The sequence below is a fragment of the Selenomonadales bacterium genome, from assembly GCA_018335585.1.
Lineage (GTDB): Bacteria > Bacillota > UBA994 > UBA994 > UBA994 > UBA994.
Genome location: JAGXRZ010000020.1, coordinates 13,323 through 33,528, shown reverse-complemented (window position 1 = coordinate 33,528; position 20,206 = coordinate 13,323). Strand labels below are relative to the sequence as shown.

The 20,206-nt window shown below is 55.8% G+C and carries 14 protein-coding genes and 1 other annotated feature; of the genes, 10 read left to right on the top strand and 4 right to left on the bottom strand.

What is annotated here, in order from left to right:
- From miaA to ppdK, 5 genes are read left to right on the top strand one after another with little or no spacing between them, the layout of a single operon-like run.
- A complete protein-coding gene (gene miaA, locus KGZ66_02455; protein MBS3984449.1) occupies positions 1 to 927 on the top strand; it encodes a tRNA (adenosine(37)-N6)-dimethylallyltransferase MiaA in 927 nt (308 codons plus the stop codon).
- Positions 928 to 931: 4 nt separating this feature from the next.
- Positions 932 to 1,201, top strand: coding sequence for an RNA chaperone Hfq (hfq, locus tag KGZ66_02450; protein ID MBS3984448.1), 270 nt, complete (start codon positions 932 to 934; stop codon positions 1,199 to 1,201).
- A 53-nt stretch (positions 1,202 to 1,254) separates the two neighbouring features.
- A complete protein-coding gene (gene hflX / locus KGZ66_02445; GenBank protein ID MBS3984447.1) occupies positions 1,255 to 2,517 on the top strand; it encodes a GTPase HflX in 1,263 nt (420 codons plus the stop codon).
- Positions 2,514 to 3,755, top strand: a complete 1,242-nt coding sequence (locus KGZ66_02440; protein ID MBS3984446.1) for a methionine gamma-lyase family protein — start codon at positions 2,514 to 2,516, stop codon at positions 3,753 to 3,755. The genes hflX and KGZ66_02440 overlap by 4 nt, the downstream gene beginning before the upstream one ends.
- Positions 3,756 to 3,772: 17 nt before the next feature.
- On the top strand, positions 3,773 to 6,412 hold the full coding sequence (gene ppdK / locus KGZ66_02435) for a pyruvate, phosphate dikinase (GenBank protein ID MBS3984445.1): 2,640 nt from the start codon (positions 3,773 to 3,775) through the stop codon (positions 6,410 to 6,412).
- A gap of 61 nt (positions 6,413 to 6,473) precedes the next feature.
- Here the strand turns inward: ppdK and lexA are convergent, their stop codons facing one another.
- Positions 6,474 to 7,088: a transcriptional repressor LexA gene (gene lexA / locus KGZ66_02430; GenBank protein MBS3984444.1), complete on the bottom strand. Its 615-nt coding sequence runs from the start codon at positions 7,086 to 7,088 to the stop codon at positions 6,474 to 6,476.
- Between the two features lie 151 nt (positions 7,089 to 7,239).
- Here lexA and KGZ66_02425 point away from each other — a divergent pair, with 151 nt between their 5' ends.
- From KGZ66_02425 to nifJ, 4 genes are all read left to right on the top strand, one after another.
- A complete protein-coding gene (locus tag KGZ66_02425; GenBank protein ID MBS3984443.1) occupies positions 7,240 to 7,503 on the top strand; it encodes a LysM peptidoglycan-binding domain-containing protein in 264 nt (87 codons plus the stop codon).
- A gap of 69 nt (positions 7,504 to 7,572) precedes the next feature.
- On the top strand, positions 7,573 to 7,815 hold the full coding sequence (locus KGZ66_02420) for a hypothetical protein (protein MBS3984442.1): 243 nt from the start codon (positions 7,573 to 7,575) through the stop codon (positions 7,813 to 7,815).
- Positions 7,816 to 7,823: 8 nt separating this feature from the next.
- Positions 7,824 to 8,012, top strand: a binding site (T-box leader).
- Between the two features lie 37 nt (positions 8,013 to 8,049).
- The gene (gene leuS / locus KGZ66_02415) at positions 8,050 to 10,527 is read left to right on the top strand and encodes a leucine--tRNA ligase (GenBank protein MBS3984441.1); all 2,478 of its coding nucleotides are present in this window, start codon (positions 8,050 to 8,052) and stop codon (positions 10,525 to 10,527) included.
- 117 nt (positions 10,528 to 10,644) lie between these two features.
- Positions 10,645 to 14,178 carry a pyruvate:ferredoxin (flavodoxin) oxidoreductase gene (gene nifJ / locus KGZ66_02410; protein MBS3984440.1) on the top strand — a complete coding sequence of 1,178 codons (3,534 nt, stop codon included), beginning with the start codon at positions 10,645 to 10,647 and terminating at the stop codon, positions 14,176 to 14,178.
- Between the two features lie 475 nt (positions 14,179 to 14,653).
- On the opposite strand, the gene KGZ66_02405 is transcribed toward nifJ, so the two are convergent.
- Positions 14,654 to 16,798 (bottom strand): urocanate hydratase, encoded by a 2,145-nt coding sequence (locus KGZ66_02405; GenBank protein ID MBS3984439.1) that lies wholly within the window; start codon positions 16,796 to 16,798, stop codon positions 14,654 to 14,656.
- Positions 16,752 to 17,276, bottom strand: coding sequence for a thermonuclease family protein (locus KGZ66_02400; GenBank protein MBS3984438.1), 525 nt, complete (start codon positions 17,274 to 17,276; stop codon positions 16,752 to 16,754). The genes KGZ66_02405 and KGZ66_02400 overlap by 47 nt, the downstream gene beginning before the upstream one ends.
- Before the next feature lie 170 nt (positions 17,277 to 17,446).
- Between KGZ66_02400 and KGZ66_02395 the strand changes: the two genes are divergently transcribed.
- The gene (locus KGZ66_02395) at positions 17,447 to 19,186 is read left to right on the top strand and encodes a 5'-nucleotidase C-terminal domain-containing protein (GenBank protein ID MBS3984437.1); all 1,740 of its coding nucleotides are present in this window, start codon (positions 17,447 to 17,449) and stop codon (positions 19,184 to 19,186) included.
- 62 nt (positions 19,187 to 19,248) lie between these two features.
- Here the strand turns inward: KGZ66_02395 and ilvE are convergent, their stop codons facing one another.
- Positions 19,249 to 20,124 (bottom strand): branched-chain-amino-acid transaminase, encoded by an 876-nt coding sequence (ilvE, locus tag KGZ66_02390; protein MBS3984436.1) that lies wholly within the window; start codon positions 20,122 to 20,124, stop codon positions 19,249 to 19,251.
- Positions 20,125 to 20,206 lie beyond the last annotated feature (82 nt).

Below are 20,206 nucleotides of genomic sequence, written 5' to 3'. Positions count from 1 at the left end.
GTGAAGGCTCGCGTACTCGCCATTGTGGGACCGACGGCCGTCGGTAAGACCGCGCTTACTCTGAGCCTGGCAGATAGCCTAGGCGGGGAGATTATTTCAGCTGACTCTATGCAGGTGTATAAGGGAATGGACATAGGCACTGCTAAGCCTACATCGGCCGAGCGAGCACGCGTTCCACACCACCTCCTCGATGTGCGCGAACCCGGCGAGGCTTTTAGCGCAGCGGATTACCAGCACCTCGCGCGTGCGGCGGTAGCGGACATTTCCGGCAGGGGAAGGCTCCCCATTTTTTCGGGTGGAACAGGCATGTATATCCGCGCCGCCATCGACGATTACAATTTTGTCACGATTAGTAATGACTGGGGCATACGGGATGCACTGCGCCGCGAAGCCAAGGAAGCCGGACTTTCGGCACTTTACGCGCGTCTACTAGAGGTTGACCCACCCGTCGCCGGTCGCATTCACGTAAACGACGAGCGGCGGATAATACGCGCGCTAGAGGTGTTTCAAACCACGGGTCGCCCTTTGAGTTTTTGGGAATCGCAGAAGGATGCCCGCCAAGCCGTCTACGATGCCGTGCTCATCGGCCTTGAACGGCCGCGCGACGAGTTGTACGCACGCATCGAAGAGCGCGTGGAAGCCATGATTGCCCAGGGGTTAATAGATGAGGTGAGGACACTACTAGAGCGCGGCCTAAGCTTTGTGGCGCACCAAGCACTAGGGTACAAAGAAATCATCCCCTATCTGCTTGGCCGTTGTTCATTAGAGGAAGCGAAAGAAACGCTAAAACGAGAGACGCGCCGTTACGCCAAACGGCAACTGACGTGGTTTAGAGCCGATGCCCGCATACGGTGGATTGATGCGCGCGATGAAGCAAAGGCTCAAGCTGAAATTGTGGCAATTCTTGCGCACCGCTTTGGATTGTAATAAAATGAGACATACGGAGTTAGGGGGGCTAGCCTTGTCCAAGACGATTCTGAACCTACAGGACACGTTTCTCAATCAAGTTCGCAAAGAGAACATGCCTGTGACTGTTTTCCTGGTAAACGGCTATCAGCTAAAAGGAATCGTTAAAGGGTTTGACAACTTCACTATTATCATGGTAGATGCTGACGGAAGGCAGCAGCTCGTCTATAAGCATGCGGTCTCGACCGTTCAACCGGCTCGTGCGGTCTCCATGACCGTAGGGGAAGTAAACTAGACTAACGAGAGCCCGCGCGCCGGCGCGGGCTGTGTTCATTGGAGGTGTCACCTATGCACGAAGTGCAGCAAGCAGAACGGGAAAGAGCTGTGCTCTTTACAGCGACAAAGGATTATACGGGAGAGACAGATGGGTACTTAGATGAACTTGGAGCCCTTGTTGAGTCGGCAGGGGCCGAGGTGCTGGGAAGAATGGTACAGGTTAAGCCGCACCCAGACCCGGCGTTCTTTTTGGGCAGTGGAAAGGTTAAGGAGCTAAAGGCGCTCTGCCTGTCCTTAGGCGGCACGATGGCTATCTGTGACGATGAGCTGTCCCCGTCGCAGCAACGCAACTTAGAGAGAGAACTCGGCCTTAAGGTGCTTGACCGCACGCATGTCATTTTGGAGATTTTCGCTGCCAGAGCCACCTCTGCCGAGGGGAAGATGCAGGTTGAGCTGGCGCAGCTGGCTTATCTGTTGCCGAGGCTCCGCGGCAGGGGCGTGGAAATGTCCGGCCTTGGAGCGTCAGCGCGCGGCATACGCACGCGCGGCCCCGGAGAAACAAAACTAGAATACGACCGGCGCAGAATCAAGTCGCGTATGGCGGACTTAAAACGACAGGTTGAAGAGCTCGAACAGCACCGCAGCCTAGCGAGAGACCAACGCATTGCGCGCGGTGTTCCCACGGTAGCGCTTGTCGGCTACACGAATGCCGGAAAGTCAAGCCTGCAGAACGCCCTCACAGAAGGTGGAGCCTTGGTAGAGAATAAGCTTTTCGCCACGCTTGACCCGATGGCGCGCGAGCTGACACTGCCTGACGGGCGTACCGTCATGGTGGTAGACACCGTGGGTTTCATTAGAAAGCTACCGCACCAGTTAATCAAGGCCTTCCGGGCTACGCTCGCGGAGGTGCGACAGGCAGACCTGCTACTCCACGTAGTCGACATCTCGCACACTAAAGCCCTCGAACAGGCGCAGACCGTGCAGGCCGTGCTGACTGAGCTAGGCGCTGCCGATAAACCTATGGTTACGGCTCTCAATAAGATGGATGCCGTGACGGAGCTGCCTGCGCTGCCTGAGTTAGGCCGCACCGTTCCTATCTCTGCTTTGCACCGCACCAACCTCTCCCTCTTAACAGCCGCTATCTCCGAGGGCTTAAGCGACAAACCCATGCGAGCCCGCTTCGTCATCCCCTTTACCCGCGGCGACCTGCTTGGATTTTTGCACACCAAGGGTGATGTAGTAGCTACTAACCACACCGAACTTGGCACAGAGGTCGTCGTCGACGCGTTACAACGGTACATAAATAAGGTGGAGGCCGAGTTAAGCAAGGCATGACATACGTTTCGGAGTTGCTGACGCATGCGGAAGAGCTGCTGGCAGTGAAGTTTCGCGAGTTTGACGATTGCGCGGTAGCTAATCAGGCGCGCGTACTAGACGCTTTTCGCCGACACAGGGTTTCCGACTTTCACCTTCACGGCTCTAACGGCTACGGTTATGGAGACTCGGGCCGTGAAGTAATCGAACATATCTACTCGGACTTGTTTGCAGGTGAAAGCTCGCTCGTTCGAGCCCAGTTTGCCTCAGGCACTCACGCTTTGGCTTGTGCATTGTTTGGTGTGCTGCGCCCGGGGGATGAACTCGTTGTGGCGACAGGCGAACCCTACGACACACTCGGACCCGTTATTGGCCACAAAGATGCCGGGCAAAGTTCCCTTAGAGCTTGGGGTATTAACTGCCGCGTCGTCCCGCTACTTGCGGACGGAGCGGTTGACATGCCGGCCCTCGCGAGCGCGCTTACGCGCCAGACACGCCTAGTGCACATCCAACGCAGTCGAGGCTACCACTGGCGCAAAGCACTTAGCTTAGCGGAACTCGCCCGCATTGTCGAGGTAGTTAAAGCCTACGACAAGGATATTGTCTGTTTGGTCGACAACTGCTATGGCGAGTTCGTCAATACAACCGAACCGGGTCACCTAGGCGCAGACCTCACCGTGGGGTCTTTGATTAAGAACCCCGGCGGGGGCTTAGCCTTAACAGGCGGATACATAGTCGGGCGAGACCGCCTCGTGCGACTTGCTGCCGAACGCTTGTACGCTCCGGGTATTGCCGGGCAAGTAGGCGCGTCCTTTGGCATGAACCGTGGTTTCCTGCAGGGGCTGTTTCTGGCTCCGGCAGTAGTTAGTGCCTGCCTTAAGGGAGCCTCACTCCTAGCCCAGGCTTGCGAGTTGCTCGGGCTTGACACTTCCCCCGGCCCGCTAGAGCCACGCGGGGACATCATTCAGGCTGTGAGAATGCCCTCTTGCGAGAGCCTGATTGAGTTTTGCCAGCGCATCCAGTCCGCCTCGCCCATAGACGCTCACGTCAAGCCTTTGCCGGGTAAGTTACCCGGCTACGACTGCGATGTTGTGATGGCTGCAGGCACTTTTGTGCTAGGCGCATCCAGCGAGCTGTCCGCAGACGCGCCTTTGCGCGAGCCTTTAACAGCTTATGTCCAAGGCGGGCTAAGTTACGCGCACATTAAAGTAGCGTTAGCTCACGCCCTGCCTACACTTTTGCCAAGAAACTCGAGTTAAGAATGGGAGGCCGGAGGATGCAGGAGAAAAAGATCTCTTTCTTTGAGGAAGGCAGCAAAGACATGCGGGGGCTGCTTGGCGGTAAAGGCGCGGGGTTAGCCGAAATGACTCGCGTCGGGTTACCCGTCCCGCCAGGGTTTACGGTGACGACTGCAGCCTGTGCGGAGTATTTTGCGCGCGGCGCGTTAGCGGATGACACTGTACAAGGGATAGCGCGAGCTATGACAAGGCTGCAGGAACAGACGGGCAAAACCTTTGGGAGCCCCGCAAATCCCTTGCTGGTCTCTGTGCGCTCCGGTGCGGCGTATTCTATGCCTGGCATGATGGACACCATTCTTAATCTAGGCCTTAATGATGAGGTCGTAAGCGGCCTGAGTCAATTGACAACGCCCGTGTTCGCACTAGACTGCTATCGCCGCTTTATCGAAAAATATGCAGAAATTGTGCTTAAGGTGCCGCATCACCACTTTGCCGACTGCTTAGAGGAGGTAAAGCGACACGAGCGTGTGTTCCACGACCATGAGCTCAGTGCCGAAGCCCTCACGCGAATTATTGCGGAGTATAGGGAGATTGTAGCGCGGCAAGCCGAGCGTCCCTTCCCGGAGTCGCCGTGGGAGCAGTTGCTCGGAGCAGTACAAGCTGTGTTTGAGAGTTGGGAGAACCCACGGGCTAAAGTGTATCGCAAACTACATAGTATCGGAGACGCGGCGGGTACCGCCGTCAACGTACAAGCGATGGTGTTTGGCAATCTCGGCTTGACTTCGGGCACCGGCGTTTGCTTTACTCGCAATCCATCTACCGGAGCCAAGGAGTTGTTTGGCGAGTATTTGGCTTCGGCGCAAGGTGAAGATGTAGTCTCCGGCACACGTACTCCCGAGCGCGTGTCGGTGATGGGAGACATCTTGCCTGAGGCGTACGCACAGCTACAGCGAGTAGCGAACCAACTGGAAGCCCACTACCGGGACATGCAAGACATCGAGTTCACGGTGGAGCGCGGCAAGCTTTACCTGTTGCAGACACGCGCGGGCAAGCGCAGCGCCGCCGCCGCAGTCCGCATGGCTGTGGAGATGTTGGCGGAAGGACTAATTTCACAGCAAGAAGCCTTGCTGCGCGTGACACCGGAGCACATCGAGCTGATGCTTCACCGCGCGGTGGATTACAGGCAACCGCTAAATGAACTTACGCGCGGCTTGCCTGCCTCACCCGGTGCAGCCACTGGTTCTATCGTCTTTGACAACGAAGGCGCGCTGCGTCTGACGCGAGCGGGACGCAAAACAATCTTGCTGCGGCCTGAGACATCCCCTGACGATATTCAAGGCATTATCGCCAGTGAAGGGATTGTAACCACGCGAGGCGGCATGACCAGCCACGCAGCCGTAGTGGCGCGCGGCATGGGGAAGCCTTGCGTGTGCGGGGCGGAGGCAGTGCGCATTGACCTATCCACGCGCAAAGCCTATATAGGTGAACATCAGTTGTCCGAAGGCGACATTATATCCCTCGACGGCCAAAACGGCAGAGTGTTCCTAGGAGCCGTTCCTTTAGTGGAGCCGGAGCCGGGACGGGAGTTTGCGCACGTGCTCAGTATGGCGGATGACGCCGCACGACTCTCGGTACGCGCGAACGCAGACAACCCCCATGACGCGGCCTTAGCTCGCAGCTTCGGCGCGAAAGGCATTGGCCTGTGCCGGACAGAGCATATGTTTATGGAAGCGGATCGGTTGCCAATCATGCAAGCCATGATTATGGCCGAGCACGAGGAGGACAGGCACTACGCGCTACAAAAGCTCTTGCCTATGCAGCGAAGCGACTTCTACGGCATTCTCAAGGCTATGAACGGCTATCCGGTTACGATAAGGTTGCTTGACCCTCCTTTACATGAGTTTCTACCCGCCCGGCATGAGTTACAGGCTGAAGTCGCGCGGGCGACCACACATGCCGCCCGCGTTAAGGCAGAACGTGCCTTACGCGTTGTGGATCAGCTGCATGAGTCTAATCCCATGTTAGGGCATCGCGGGTGTCGCCTCGGCATAACCGCACCTAGCGTCTATGCCATGCAGGTAGAAGCTATCGCCGAGGCAGTGTTTGACCTTCTCAAGGAGGGTCTCGACCCGAGGCCGGAGATTATGATTCCGCTTGTCGGGCATCATCGCGAGCTTATAGTGACCCGCCGATTGGTAGAAAACACGTGGGAAATAGTAGAGAAGCGGCGCGGCCAGCGTTTTGCTGTAGCCATAGGAACCATGATTGAGATTCCGCGGGCGTGTCTTGTCGCCGGTGAACTAGCGAAGCATGCGGACTTCTTCTCCTTTGGCACCAATGACCTCACGCAGACGACGTTTGGCTTTAGCCGCGACGACGTAGAAGGGAAGTTCCTGCAGGCGTACTTGGCCCAGGACATACTTGCCCACAATCCCTTTGCCGTGCTGGACAGGGAAGGGGTAGGAAGACTGATGCGACTGGCGGCAAGTGAAGGCCGCGCCGCGAGACCGAGCCTGAAGATTGGCATTTGCGGCGAACACGGCGGCGAGGCAACTAGCATTGCCTTCTGCAGCGAGCTTGGACTAGACTACGTCAGTTGCTCGCCTTATCGAGTGCCGGTCGCTCGATTTGCCGCAGGCAGGGCGCTGTACCTAAGCGGTGAACAGGCCGATAAGTAGAGGACAAGCGCAAAACGACACAAAGGGCTGCCTTACGTGGGCAGCCCTTGCTATATGACTTCTAAAACACCCGATACAGACCTACTACTTTGCCTAAGATAGTGACATCAGTGCAGTAGAGGGCCTCCATGGTGGGATTCTCTGGCTGTAGCCGAATGCGGCTGTGTTCGCGGTAATAGGTCTTGACGGTGGCCTCGTCTTCTAGTAACGCTACGACCATCTCTCCGTTTTGCGCGACGCTTTGCTTGCGTACGAGGACCATATCTCCGTCGAGTATGCCTGCCCCTACCATAGATTCCCCGCGGACAGTGAGCATAAAGATGTCGCCTGAGGGGACGTACTGCGGCGCAAGGGTAAAGTAGTCTTCCACATTTTCCACTGCGAGAATTGGCTCGCCTGCGGTTACGCGACCGACGATAGGAAGCGCTACGGTAGAAGAGGGCGGGGAGACAAAAGGTGCTCCATCGAGCACTTCAATTGCGCGCGGTTTGGTGGGGTCGCGGCGAATAAACCCTTTCGACTCAAGGCGAGCGAGGTGGCTATGGACAGTAGCGCTGGAGTTAAGTCCCACCGCCAAGCCAATCTCGCGCACGGAGGGCGGGTAGCCTTTGACGCGCACCTCGTGCTTGATGAACTCGAGGATTTCTAGCTGGCGCTTAGTGAGACCGTTCTTCATCGCAAGTCACCGTCCTCCGCTACATTGGCATGAGTATAGCATATTGTGTCATATAGGTCAAACACGCGTTTGTATTTTTCCTTCGACCGCTTGACAACGCGAACATATGTATGTATATTTGACCTAGAACTTATGTTCGGAGGGAACAGGTGTGCGTATTTTAATCGTCGCAGCCGTTGTTGTACTAGCATTGTCGGGGCTTGCAGATCTTTACGTAAACAGCACCGCCGCATTCCACCCAGCCCGCCATCTCGAGTACGTAGTAGAGCAAGGCGACACACTGTGGGCTATTGCGGCGAGATTCGGCCCACCGCAGCTTGACCCGAGAGCCTATATTCACCAGATCAGAAAACTAAACGGCCTCGCGTCTGCGAACATCCATCCGGGGCAGGTACTGCGCCTGCCAATCCGCTAGCTCAGCATAAACTCCCATGCCGGGGGGAACCTATGCAAGTAGCACATTAATCTGCGGAGGTGCACAGCCATGCCTGCAGCAGATCGGAGCATCCCCTATACTCGCCGCCACATGCACGAGTTCGTGTACCCTGATTACCACGAATGGCCATTCCCCGACACCTTTGACCCTGCAGCCCATGATGACAGCGCGCTAATTCCTGACGTAGTAAAGTCGCCCGTAGGACATGCGGAGCAGCGCGACTATCCCGTCAGTTGGGATGAGCAATTTTACCCGCATGCGAGGCTTGACACGCCTTATCTCTCATGCTAATGTTGTGAACAACAACAGTGACAAGGAGCAGTAGGGTAAGGAAGCCAAAGAGAGCTGCCGGTCGGTGCAAGGCAGTGGCAGAGCGACCTGAAACTCGCCTTTGAGTTGGCACCGGTTGGCACCGTTATTGGCCGTAAAGTGGGTGCGCTAGCATCAACAAGAGTGGTACCACGGAAGCACAGCCTTTCGTCTCTTCTAGAGATGAAAGGCTTTTTTACTTAAGGAGATGAGTGTATGGCGAAGTATGGCAAGCACATTGACGCTAAGTGGCAGCAAAAGTGGGAAGAGACAGGTATCTATCGCTTTAGCCGCGAGAATGTAGGGAAGAAGCTCTACTGCTTGGAGATGTTCTCGTACCCCTCGGGCGCAAAACTGCATGTAGGCCACTGGTGGAATTTTGGCCTAACAGATTCCTGGGCGCGCGCCAAACGCATGCAGGGCTTTGAAGTGTTTGAGCCGATGGGCTTTGATGCCTTTGGATTGCCGGCAGAGAACTACGCCATCAAGACCGGTGTGCATCCCCGTGATTCCACGCTGAGCAACATCCAGACGATGCGCCAACAACTAAGGACCATGGGTGCGATGTTTGACTGGGATTACGAGGTTGTCACCTGCGAGCCGGATTACTACAAGTGGACGCAGTGGTTATTCCTTAAACTCTATGAGCGCGGCCTAAGCTACCGCAAAGAAGCCCCCGTCAACTGGTGCCCGAGCTGTAACACATCACTGGCCAATGAACAGGTAGACGGGGCACATTGCGAGCGGTGCCAAACAGAAGTGACGAAAAAGAACTTGACGCAGTGGTTCTTTAAGATTACTGCCTACGCTGATCAACTTTTGGCAGGGCTTGATGAACTGCGCTGGCCTGAGAAGACCAAGACCATGCAGAGGAACTGGATAGGCAAGAGCATAGGGGCAACCATACGCTTTGCGGTCGAGAACAGCACAGCGGCAATCCCTGTTTTTACTACCCGTGCCGACACGCTTCTCGGCTGCACGTACCTAGTGTTAGCTCCGGAACTCGCCCTGGTCGATGAGCTCACTTTGCCCGCATACCGGGGAAGCGTAGAAACCTATCGCGAGTACGTTAACAGACAAAGCGAAATCGAACGCCTTTCCACAGCCCACGCCAAGAGCGGCGTATTTATTGGGGCGTATGCGCTTCACCCAATAACAGGAGAACGCCTGCCGATTTGGATAGCCGACTATGTATTAGCTAGCTATGGTACCGGTGCCGTAATGGCGGTACCCGGGCATGACACGCGCGATTTTGCCTTTGCCAAGCAGTACGGACTAGCTATCCCGCGCGTAATTGGGGCTACAAATGCTGACCTAGACGATTCTTTGCCGTTCGTGGAGGATGGGGTACTCGTCAATAGCCGCGAGTTTAACGGCCTTACTTCCGCACAAGCGCGAACGAAAGTCGTGGAGCATTTGCAGGCAACAGGCCACGCCTCGGAGACTGTCAACTACCGCCTGCGCGACTGGCTGGTGTCGCGCCAGCGCTACTGGGGCGCGCCTATTCCCATCGTGTATTGCGACAGGTGCGGTATGGTGCCTGTACCCGAAGAGCAGTTACCCGTGTTGCTGCCGTATAACGTAGATTTTACCCCAGACGGGAAGTCACCCCTGTCTAAATCCGAGGACTTTATCCGGACGAAATGCCCCGAGTGCGGTGGGGAAGCAAGACGCGACACCGACACCTTAGACACGTTTGTCTGCTCGTCCTGGTACTTCTTGCGCTATCCCGACAACAAAAATGTCGCGGCGGCCTGGGATCCAAATTGGATTAACCAGATGCTTCCTGTGGACATGTATGTAGGCGGGCCGGAGCACGCGGTAATGCACTTACTCTATGCGCGTTTTATCACCCACGCTCTCCACGACATGGGCTATGTCAACTTCACGGAGCCGTTCAAGGCCCTGACGCACCAAGGCATCATCCTAGGTGCAGACGGCGAGAAGATGAGCAAATCCAAGGGGAACACCGTATCGCCTGATTCATATATTGACTCCTATGGCTCGGATGTCTTCCGGCTGTATCTCCAGTTTGGCTTTAACTACCTCGAAGGAGGCCCTTGGAGCGAGGAAGGCATTAAGGCGGTGGCGCGTTTCGTGGAACGTGTGGAGCGCTTTGCCGACAGGGTGGGGGATATGCAGCGAGAGCCAAGAGGTGAGAGATGGGACGTGAGCGGAGGAGCGCTAGGGCCAGCCGAGCGCGAGGTGGAGTACGTGCTTCACCATGCAGTTAAAAGCATCACCCGCGACGTAGAAGCCTTCGGCTTCAACACGTGTATTTCGCGCCTGATGGAGCTACTTAACGCCTTTAACCGCTACGATGCCGAGGCTCCGACTAAGCACGGGCAGTTCATACACGAATCGTTCGCCACCTTTGTCCGCCTCTTAGCGCCTTTTGCGCCGCATCTCGCCGAGGAGCTGTGGTCACAACTTGGGTACGTCGAGTCAGTCCATCGACAACCTTGGCCAGTACATCTGGAGTCCGCTCTAGTCAAGGACACCGTCGAGCTTGCGGTACAAGTAAACGGCCGCATCCGAGACAAAATCCGCGTGGCCAGCGACGCCGACGAGGAAACGATCAAGGCCACAGCCCTCACAGCGGAAAAAGCCGCGCCCTTTCTATCAGACATGGTGGTGCAAAAAGTCATTGTGATCAAGGGTAGCCTGGTCAACATTGTCGTAAGACCTGCATGAGCCGAAGTTTCTATTTGCGAAAGATGTGCTTGGGTAATGACAAAACGAAGGAGAATATTGTATACTGTATGCATAGAGTGCGATACTTACGCACTCACGGAAAAGGGGATATACACTATGGTTAGTCGTAAAGTTACTATTGACGGCAACACAGCGGCTGCACATGTCGCCTATGCTTTCAGCGATGTAGCTGCCATTTACCCCATCACGCCTTCGTCTAACATGGGCGAAATGGCCGATGAATGGGCGGCGGGCGGCAAGAAAAACATGTGGGGGCAAACTGTGTCAGTAACAGAGCTGCAGTCCGAAGCGGGAGCGGCGGGGGCGGTGCATGGCTCTTTGGTCGCGGGCGGGTTGACGACGACCTTTACCGCATCACAGGGGCTCTTGTTGATGATACCGAACATGTACAAGATTGCGGGCGAGCTCTTGCCCACGGTTTTCCACGTATCGGCGCGAGCCTTAGCTACGCATGCCCTCTCAATCTATGGCGATCATTCGGACGTGATGTCGACTAGACACACGGGTTTTGCCATGTTAGCTTCAGCTTCTGTCCAGGAGACTATGGACTTGGCCTTAGTTGCGCACCTAGCAACACTCCGGACCAAGGTACCTTTCCTGCACTTTTTTGACGGCTTCCGCACCTCGCATGAGGTTCAGAAGGTGAGCGAGATTAGCTATGAGGAAATGCGGAGCCTAGTAGACATGGAAGCGGTGCGTGACTTCCGTGACCGGGCCCAGAATCCTGAGTTTCCGAAGCAGCGCGGCACTGCTCAAAACCCAGACATCTACTTTCAGGGTCGCGAGGCGAGTAACAAGTACTACTTGGCGGCTCCGAACATTGTTGCAGATGTGATGCGTCAAGTAGGTGAGCTGACAGGGCGTCACCATCAGCCTTTTGACTACGTAGGTGCGCCAGACGCGACGCACGTTATAGTCATTATGGGTTCGGGTGCCGAGACGGTAGAAGAGACAGTTAACTACCTGAACGCTCGCGGCGAAAAGCTAGGCGTCGTTAAGGTACGTCTGTATCGACCCTTTAGTACTGAGCACTTCTTAAAAGTAGTACCGGCGAGCGTCACCCATCTAGCCGTGCTTGATCGCACCAAGGAGCCCGGGTCACTTGGCGAGCCGCTGTACCAGGACGTTTGTACTGTGTACTCGGAACTAGGCATGGCCAAGACCATTATCGGGGGACGGTTTGGCCTCGGGCTCAAGGAGTTCACCCCTTCTATGGTCAAAGCGGTGTTCGACAACCTCAGGCTGAACTCCCCTAAGAATCACTTTACCGTAGGAATAAACGACGACGTCACTTTCACCTCGCTGCCGGTGACCGACCACATCGATACCACGCCGCCAGATGTCTATCGCTGCAAGTTTTTTGGCCTAGGCGCGGACGGCACTGTCGGTGCCAATAAAAACTCTATTAAGATTATCGGTGATCATACCGACCTTTACGCCCAGGGCTACTTCGTATATGACTCCAAGAAGTCCGGCGGGATTACTGTCTCGCACTTGCGCTTCGGCAGTAGCCCCATCAAAAGTCCGTATCTTGTTGGCGAGGCTGACTTTATTGCCTGCCATCACCCCTCGTTTGTCGGGCGGTACGATTTGCTTCAGGGGATAAAGAGGGGCGGCACTTTCTTGCTTAACTCGCCTTGGACGACAGAAGAGATGGATATGAAACTCCCGGCTTCTCTCCGCCACACAATTGCCGCACGCGAGCTCAAGTTCTATAACCTTGACGCTGCCAAGATTGCGCGCGAAGTGGGGCAGGGGGGCCGCATCAACACAATTATGCAGGTAGCCTTCTTTGCCCTGACTAAGGTTATGGACAGCACGTATGCCACACAACTCATCAAAGAAGCCATTAAGAAGACCTATGGCAAAAAGGGTGAAGCCGTTGTGGAGCAAAACTTTGCTGCCGTAGAACGCGCGCTATCCGCCCTGACACGCATCGATTACCCCGCAACTTGGGCAGATACAGAACCAGAAGCCAAGGAAACAGGCAAGACAGAGCCGCCCTTTATCTCTGACATTCTTCGCCCCATGACGGCTCTACGTGGAGACGAGCTCCCTGTCAGTGCCTTTAGCGACGACGGAGTGTTTCCGTTGGGCACTTCGCAGCACGAGAAGCGCGGCATCGCATTAGAAGTGCCGGTCTGGAATCCCGAGACCTGCATTCAGTGCAACCAGTGCGCTTTTGTCTGCCCACATGCGGCAATTAGGCCTTATCTAGCGCAGCCCGCCGAAGTGCAAACCGCACCGGAGGCTCTAGTTGGCAAGCCTGCTACCAATAAAGAGCTGGCGGGTTTTGAGTACTTTATGCAAGTGTCACCGCTTGATTGCACGGGTTGCGGCAACTGCGTGGACGTATGCCCCACCAAGGTGAAGTCGCTGACTCTCACCCCACTCGAGAGGGTAGGGCAAGTTGAGCTAGAGAAGTTTGAGTTTCTCACCGCATTGCCCGAACCAAACATCGACGTAAAGCCAACCACCGTGATGAATAGCCAGTTTAAGCAGCCTCTCTTTGAATACTCGGGAGCCTGCGCGGGTTGCGGTGAAACGCCCTATATTAAGCTCTTAACCCAGCTCTTTGGCGACCGCATGATGATCGCAAACGCCACGGGCTGCAGCTCAATCTATGGCGGCAGCGCACCGTCATGCCCCTTCACCACCAATACCGCAGGGCATGGTCCGGCCTGGGCTAACTCGCTCTTTGAAGATAATGCTGAGTTTGGCTACGGTATGGCTTTAGCGGTGGCGCAAAAGCGTGAGAAGTTGGCCGAACTGCTCTCGACGCTAGCGGGGGAGAGCGCGTTAAGCGATGAACTGCGCGAGGCCTGCACAGCTTGGGTAGCAGGCAAACAGGACGCCGACGAATCGCGGAAGCAGGGGGACCGCATACGCGCCCTGCTGCCGTCTGCATTAGGTGCGGCAAACGATGGCCTTGTTGCGACACTGCGGGAAGTAGAGGAGCTTTCGCCGTATCTTACAAAGAAATCCATATGGGTTATCGGTGGCGACGGTTGGGCTTACGATATCGGCTTTGGCGGACTTGACCATGTCTTGGCCTCTAATGTCGATATCAACGTGCTCGTGCTCGATACAGAAGTGTACAGCAACACTGGCGGACAGTCCTCAAAAGCTACGCCTACCGGCGCAATCGCCAAATTCGCCACCGGCGGCAAGCGCACACACAAGAAAGACCTAGGCCGCATGATGATGGGCTACGGCTATGTCTATGTAGCCTCCATTTGCAGCGGGGCGAACCGCAACCAGACCCTAAAGGCTATGCTGGAAGCCGAACAGTACCCCGGTCCGTCACTAGTCATTGCCTATGCGCCTTGCATTGCGCATGGTATTGATATGGCGAAGAGCCAGCTTGAGGGCAAGAAGGCTGTGGAGTGCGGTTACTGGCCGCTGTACCGCTACAATCCACTACTCGCTGACGAAAACAAGAATCCGTTCGTACTCGACTTTAGCAAGCCGACCTGGAACTTCCGCGAGTTTCTCCTCGGGGAGACGCGCTTCATGGCACTTAATCAGCAACCCGAACACATCAAAGAAGCCCTGCTTGCCCAGGCTGAGCGCGAATCGCGCCAGCGCTTCGCCAACTACCTGCGGTGGCAAGCGGATACCATTTGCTAAGGAGTGCACTTAGCACTTGGCACTTGGCACTTAGCACTGCGTGGAGAGAGCTGGCTCCTGGTAGAGGGCAGCACTTAGCACTTAGCACTTGGCACTTTGTGGAGAGTGCTGACGGCTCCATGCTCGCGGTAGAGAAGGACGTGCTCCGTGCTTCGTGCTCCGTGCTCAGTAGTGCGGTGTCGCTGTAGTGACCGGTTCCCCTTTGACCTTACCACCTTTTACCTCGTTTTACCTCGTTCTGCTTGCTCACAGCTCAACTTACGCGCAACAGAGTCCTCAGGATAACACCTAAGGACTCTCTTTTTTGGCATGTCCTTGAGTCGTATAAGATATATTATGTTAACTAGCGTCGAGGGGGGAGCTCCTAGCTCCCGGCTCACAGCTTACAGCTGACCGCTTACGGCTCACGGTCTCAGCGTAAAGCGGAAGGCCCCAAGTTCACGATTCACGATTCATGATTGCCTCTACGTCACGCCTAACGCTTTGCAAACTCCGTCTGCACCAGCCGCGCAACCAGGTCGTCGTCCGCTACATGCGGCAGTGTAATATGGTCGGTGCCGGCGTTCTCTGCGTTATAGGCTTGACATGTGGCGATGGAATTAGGGTTACGCGCCCACGCGCGGCGCGCTACGCCGCCCATAACGTCCCAGGGCATCGCCGCACGCAAAATGGCGTCTACGCGCGCGCTACCGTCAAGCACCATGCCAAAGCCGCCGTTAATGGCCTTGCCGATGCCCACACCGCCGCCGTTATGCAGCGCCACCAAGCTCATGCCGCGCGCCGCGTTCCCGGCAAAGCACTGCGTGGCCATGTCGGCCATCACGTTGCTGCCATCCCTAATATTGGCAGTTTCTCTAAACGGCGAATCCGTGCCGGCTGTGTCGTGGTGGTCGCGCCCGAGCATAATCGGGCCTACTTCGCCCTTGCGCACCATTTCGTTAAACTTAAGCGCAATGCGCAGGCGCCCACCGGCGTCTTGGTACAGGATGCGCGCTTTTGTGCCAACAACTAGCTTGTTCTTGGCTGCATCGCGAATCCAATTATAGTTGTCGCGGTCTTGCGCCCGCCGTTTGGGGTCAATGCAGGCCATAGCCGCCGCATCTGTCTTTTCTAAGTCCAGAGGATCGCCGCTTAAGCACACCCACCTAAACGGCCCATAGCCGAAATCAAAAAGCTCGGGGCCCATGATGTCTTCTACGTAGGACGGGAAGACAAACCCCTCTTTTTCGTCCCGGCCATTGCGCGATATCTCCTTCACGCCGGCATCAAATACGGCTTTAAGGAACGAATTGCCGTAATCGAAGAAATACGTTCCCCGCTCGACTAGGGCCTTAACCAGCCGATAATGTTGACGCAGGCTCTCATCTACTAGCTTAAGAAAGCGCGTGCGGTCGTCGCGAAGCATCGCCGTACGCTCGGCAAAGGTTATCCCCTGCGGGCAGTATCCCCCTACCGCATGGAGCGAAGTTTGGTCGGAAAGCAGGTCAATCTTTATGTCGTTCTCGACCGCATACGCCAGCAAGTCGACAATATTGCCGTGGTAGGCGACCGAGAGCGGCCTCCCCTCGCGCAGTGCCTCCCCTGCCCACGCAAATACCTCGCTTAAGTCCCCAGTGACTTTTCCGACCCAACCCTGGCTGTGCCTGGTCTCAATGCGCGAGTAGTCTACCTCGGCGATAACGGCTACCCCACCCGCAATCTCCATTGCCTTCGGCTGTGCACCGCTCATGCCTCCGAGTCCCGACGAAACAAACATCACGCCGCGGAGGTCCTGCTCGGGCTTTAAGCCAAGCTTTAAGCGGCCCGCGTTAAGCAAAGTGTTAAACGTGCCATGCACGATACCCTGCGGTCCGATATACATCCAGCCGCCGGCGGTCATTTGACCGTAGTTGGCGACACCCATCTGCTCGGCGATGTCCCAGTCGCGTTCGTTATCGAACATGCCGACCATTAAAGCGTTAGTTATAATCACGCGAGGCGCCTCCGGTCGCGACCGGAACAAGCCTAACGGGTGACCGGACTCAATGACTAGCGTTTGATCTTGCGTTAAGACTTCTAGATACTTCTTTATAAGGCGATACTGCATCCAGTTTTGACATACCCGACCCGTCTCGCCGTAGGTAACGAGTTCGTAGGGGTAAAGCGCGACGTCAAAATCGAGGTTATTGTCAATCATCACCTGAAAGGCCTTGCCCTCAAGGCATTTGCCTTTGTACTCGTGAACAGGCTTAGCTTTAATTGCGCCTACGGGTCTAAAGCGGTAGCCATAAATTCGACCGCGTGAGATAAGTTCGTCTAGGAACTCGGGCGCAAGTGCCTCGTGCCACTCCTTCGGCACATAGCGCAGAGCGTTCTTCAGGGCGGTCTCCGTCATGCTTTGGCTTAAGCTAAAGCCGCGGTGTGGCGCGCGACGAATGCCCGACACAAACTCCGGATACTGCGGTAGCACCCGGTCAAGCTCAATGGTAACTGCAGCGGAAGTCTCATTCTTAAACACGCAACTGCCCCTCTCAGGTTGTTTTGCAGATAGATTATACTCTACCTCGCTGTATAGTGCTAGAAACCTCCCTGCCCTAGCGCGTGTCCCGCCACCGTCCTCGGCGCGCGGCTTTCGCTTCATTTTGCAGCGCGACAAAGAGCGCGGCATACTTAGTGTTCGGCCGCACTTCCAGCGCTTCCGCCCACCCGGCCAGTACCATCGCCGCATTAACCATATCTACACGCGGGTCTCTTGCTGCCCCTGGCGGTATAAGCCATACGTAGGCGAGCACTCGCCCGTATCTATCCCGCTCGGTGGCATCAAACTCCAGCCAAACCCTGCGTCGTGAAAGAAGCTCCCGCAAATGGGCATGTGCCTGGCGTGCAAATGGCGTAGGCCGTGGTCTGAGCTCTGGCGTATCGATTCCTATTAACCGCACGGGTTCTTCCCTGCCCTGCAGTACGACTCTGATTGTGTCTCCATCGGTAACAGACACGACGTTCACCGCCCCGGCGTCTGCACGCATGCAGGCGGCTACTAAAATGACCGTCAAAGCTAATGCCGTCAGCAAGAGCCAGGCCGCCCCTCGCCAAGCTAAGCGTGAGGTAACATGCCGCATGTTCGTTATTCCTTTCATGTGACGTCGACTTGAATCGTTCGATTCTCGATAAACCTTCTCTCTTTCCCTGCACATTCCTGCACATTAAACTCCCAATCCACATGACAAACCGTCGCAGCTGTACTATTATCTAAGTAGCCGCACATCAATCTACATAGAGGAGGTCAGTCATGAAATCATCCATATTTTCCCGACGCCTGGTCGCGCTGCTAACGGCTACAGTGCTTGTTCTGTCGTTGTTCAGCGGAATTACGGCGGCCTCGGCGCCCACAACTGTCACTATCTTCTACACCAACGACATTCACGCTCGGGTTGCTTCTTCAGCCACCACCCTCGGGTACGCGCGCATAGCGACGCTTGTGCAGGCAGAACGCGCGGCCAATCCCAATGTTCTCTTGCTTGAGGCGGGCGACGCCTTTCACGGGCAATCCATCGCCAATTTGTCTACGGGACAAGCTATCGTCGATATCATGAACGTCATGCAGTACGACGCGATGGTCCCAGGTAACCATGACTTCAACTTTGGCCAGGAACGCCTACTTGAGCTTGCCGGCATGGCTAGGTTCCCCCTGCTTGCCGCGAACATCGAGGGCAGCACCCTCCCATCACACGTAGTCAGAACTGTGGGCGGTAGACGCATCGCCATTATTGGCATAGCTACGCCGGAGACTGCTTACAAGACCCACCCGCGCAATGTAGTCGGCCTCACCTTTCGCAACCCCGCCGAAAGCATCAGCCGTTTGGTGAGTTCGCTGCGAGCCCAAGCTGACCTCATCGTTGTGCTAGCCCATCTTGGGCAAGACGGCGACTATACCAGCCGCGCCCTCGCCCGCGACGTTCAAGGCATTGACCTAATCATTGACGGCCACAGCCACGATTTTGGTGCCATGCAAGTAGGGCGCACCCTCATTGTGCAAGCCGGTGAGTTTGGCAATCACTTAGGGCGTGTCGACGTTGTGTTTGACCAGAGCGGCGTGCGCATGTCTAACGGCTTGATTGAGGCCACCCAATCCACGGCCGTGGCCCAAGACGCCCGCGTGCTAGAAGTAATCAATCGCTACAACCAGCAGGTGAATGCTATTCACGCGCAGGTCATCGGCAGCACCACCGTGCGGCTCGAGGGCGACCGCGCAGTAGTTCGCACCGCCGAAAGCAATCTCGGGAACCTCGTGACTGACGCGATGCTGCGCGTTACCGGTGCCGATTTCGCAGTGACAAATGGCGGCGGCATTCGCGCGAGCATTCCTGCCGGGCAGGTTACGCGCCGTCACGTGTTTGACGTACTGCCCTTTGGCAACTTGGTTGTGACTCAGAAGATCAGAGGTGCGCAAGTCTTAGAACTGCTTGAGATTAGCGCTAGACTGTTGCCGGCACAAAACGGCGGCTTCCTGCAAGTAGCAGGCCTGACATACTCAATTGACTCTACGCGCGAAGCAGGTAAGCGCATTCACTCCGTGAAGGTGAAAGGGCAAGTCCTCCAACCAGATAAAGAGTACACTATGGCCACGAACGACTTCTTGGCCGCGGGCGGCGATGGGTACGCCCTATTGGCCGCTGTTCCCGTACATGCCGTCATGATGTCACTAGAGGAAGCCTTAGTTGAGCACATAGCTGCGCTCGGGGGCACAGTGTCGGCCGCTATCGAGGGACGCATAACTTTGGCCCCCATGCCGACCGTAGTGATGCTTCCGCCAACAGAGCCCAAACCAGAGACCCCGCCTACCCCATCCGTGCCACCCACCGCACAGCCTGTGGAGCCGGTAATCCATGTGGTCCAACCTGGAGATGTGCTATGGCGAATCGCCGCTAAACACAACACCACTTGGGAAGTGTTAGCTCGCCACAACAGGCTAAAGAACCCTCACCTCATTCTGCCTGGACAACGCCTGGTCATCCCGCCCGCCGCATAGAGCAACCATCAGTTAAAGGGACAGCCTAATGGCTGTCCCTTGTCGTTGCTGTACTCTCGGCCCTAGAAAACCGGCTGCCCGGTTGAGTTGACGAGCGTGCGATAGGCGTTAATAAAGTGCCAAGTTATTGCGCCTGGTTTGCCGTCGCCGATGCTGCGGCCATCTACGTTAATGACAGGGATAACTTCAGCGCCGCTACCGGTAAAGAAGATTTCGTCGGCCACATAGAGGTCGTGGCGAGTCATAACTTGCTCTCGCACTGTGTAGCCGTCGCGCGCCGCCAACTCCATGATCGTGTCCCGTGTGATGCCTTGGAGAATCCCTACGTGCGTCGGCGGTGTATACAGAACGCCAGTTTTTACCACGAAAATATTGTCAGCAGTTCCTTCTGTAACGTAGCCCTCGTTGTTAAGCATAATTCCGCCGAATGCCCCGGCGCGGTTGACCTCGATTTTAGCCATGACGTTGCCTAGGTAGTTAAGTGACTTCACGCGCGGACTTAGCGCGTCGATAGCAGTACGCCTGGTTGCTACGGTGACAACCTCAATCCCCTTCTGGTAGAACTCGGTGGGGTAAAGTGAAATCTTGTCGACAATAATAATCACACTAGCGCGCGCGCAGGAACGCGGGTCAATGCCTAGGCTTCCTACGCCACGGGTTACAAGGGTCCTTATGTACACATCGCGCATGTTGTTCCGCCGCACAGTCTCGACATGTGCGTCGCTCATCTGTTGTTTGTTCATAGGAATAGTAAGCATAATTGCCTTGGCCGATTCGTAAAGTCGGTCGATATGTTCCTCTAGCTTAAAGATACGCCCGTTGTACACCCGCAACCCTTCAAAGATGCCGTCGCCGTAAAGCAAACCATGGTCATACACCGAAACCTTTGCTTCCTCGCGCGTCACGAACTGCCCATCGAGGTAGATTATCTGGCTCACACGACTCCTCCTTTGCGATAATAACAATAAGTCCACGTCAATTTTACCAGTCGCGCTGCACCTTCACAAGTTGTAAATTTAT

What these genes read in the sequence shown, in the direction of transcription:
- hfq (MBS3984448.1), top strand. Translation starts at nt 932, where the DNA reads ATGAGACATACGGAGTTAGGGGGGCTAGCCTTGTCCAAGACGATTCTG.
- hflX (MBS3984447.1), top strand. Translation starts at nt 1,255, where the DNA reads ATGCACGAAGTGCAGCAAGCAGAACGGGAAAGAGCTGTGCTCTTTACA.
- KGZ66_02440 (MBS3984446.1), top strand. Translation starts at nt 2,514, where the DNA reads ATGACATACGTTTCGGAGTTGCTGACGCATGCGGAAGAGCTGCTGGCA.
- ppdK (MBS3984445.1), top strand. Translation starts at nt 3,773, where the DNA reads ATGCAGGAGAAAAAGATCTCTTTCTTTGAGGAAGGCAGCAAAGACATG.
- lexA (MBS3984444.1), bottom strand. Translation starts at nt 7,088, where the DNA reads ATGAAGAACGGTCTCACTAAGCGCCAGCTAGAAATCCTCGAGTTCATC.
- KGZ66_02420 (MBS3984442.1), top strand. Translation starts at nt 7,573, where the DNA reads ATGCCTGCAGCAGATCGGAGCATCCCCTATACTCGCCGCCACATGCAC.
- leuS (MBS3984441.1), top strand. Translation starts at nt 8,050, where the DNA reads ATGGCGAAGTATGGCAAGCACATTGACGCTAAGTGGCAGCAAAAGTGG.
- nifJ (MBS3984440.1), top strand. Translation starts at nt 10,645, where the DNA reads ATGGTTAGTCGTAAAGTTACTATTGACGGCAACACAGCGGCTGCACAT.
- KGZ66_02405 (MBS3984439.1), bottom strand. Translation starts at nt 16,798, where the DNA reads ATGAAGCGAAAGCCGCGCGCCGAGGACGGTGGCGGGACACGCGCTAGG.
- KGZ66_02400 (MBS3984438.1), bottom strand. Translation starts at nt 17,276, where the DNA reads ATGCGGCATGTTACCTCACGCTTAGCTTGGCGAGGGGCGGCCTGGCTC.
- KGZ66_02395 (MBS3984437.1), top strand. Translation starts at nt 17,447, where the DNA reads ATGAAATCATCCATATTTTCCCGACGCCTGGTCGCGCTGCTAACGGCT.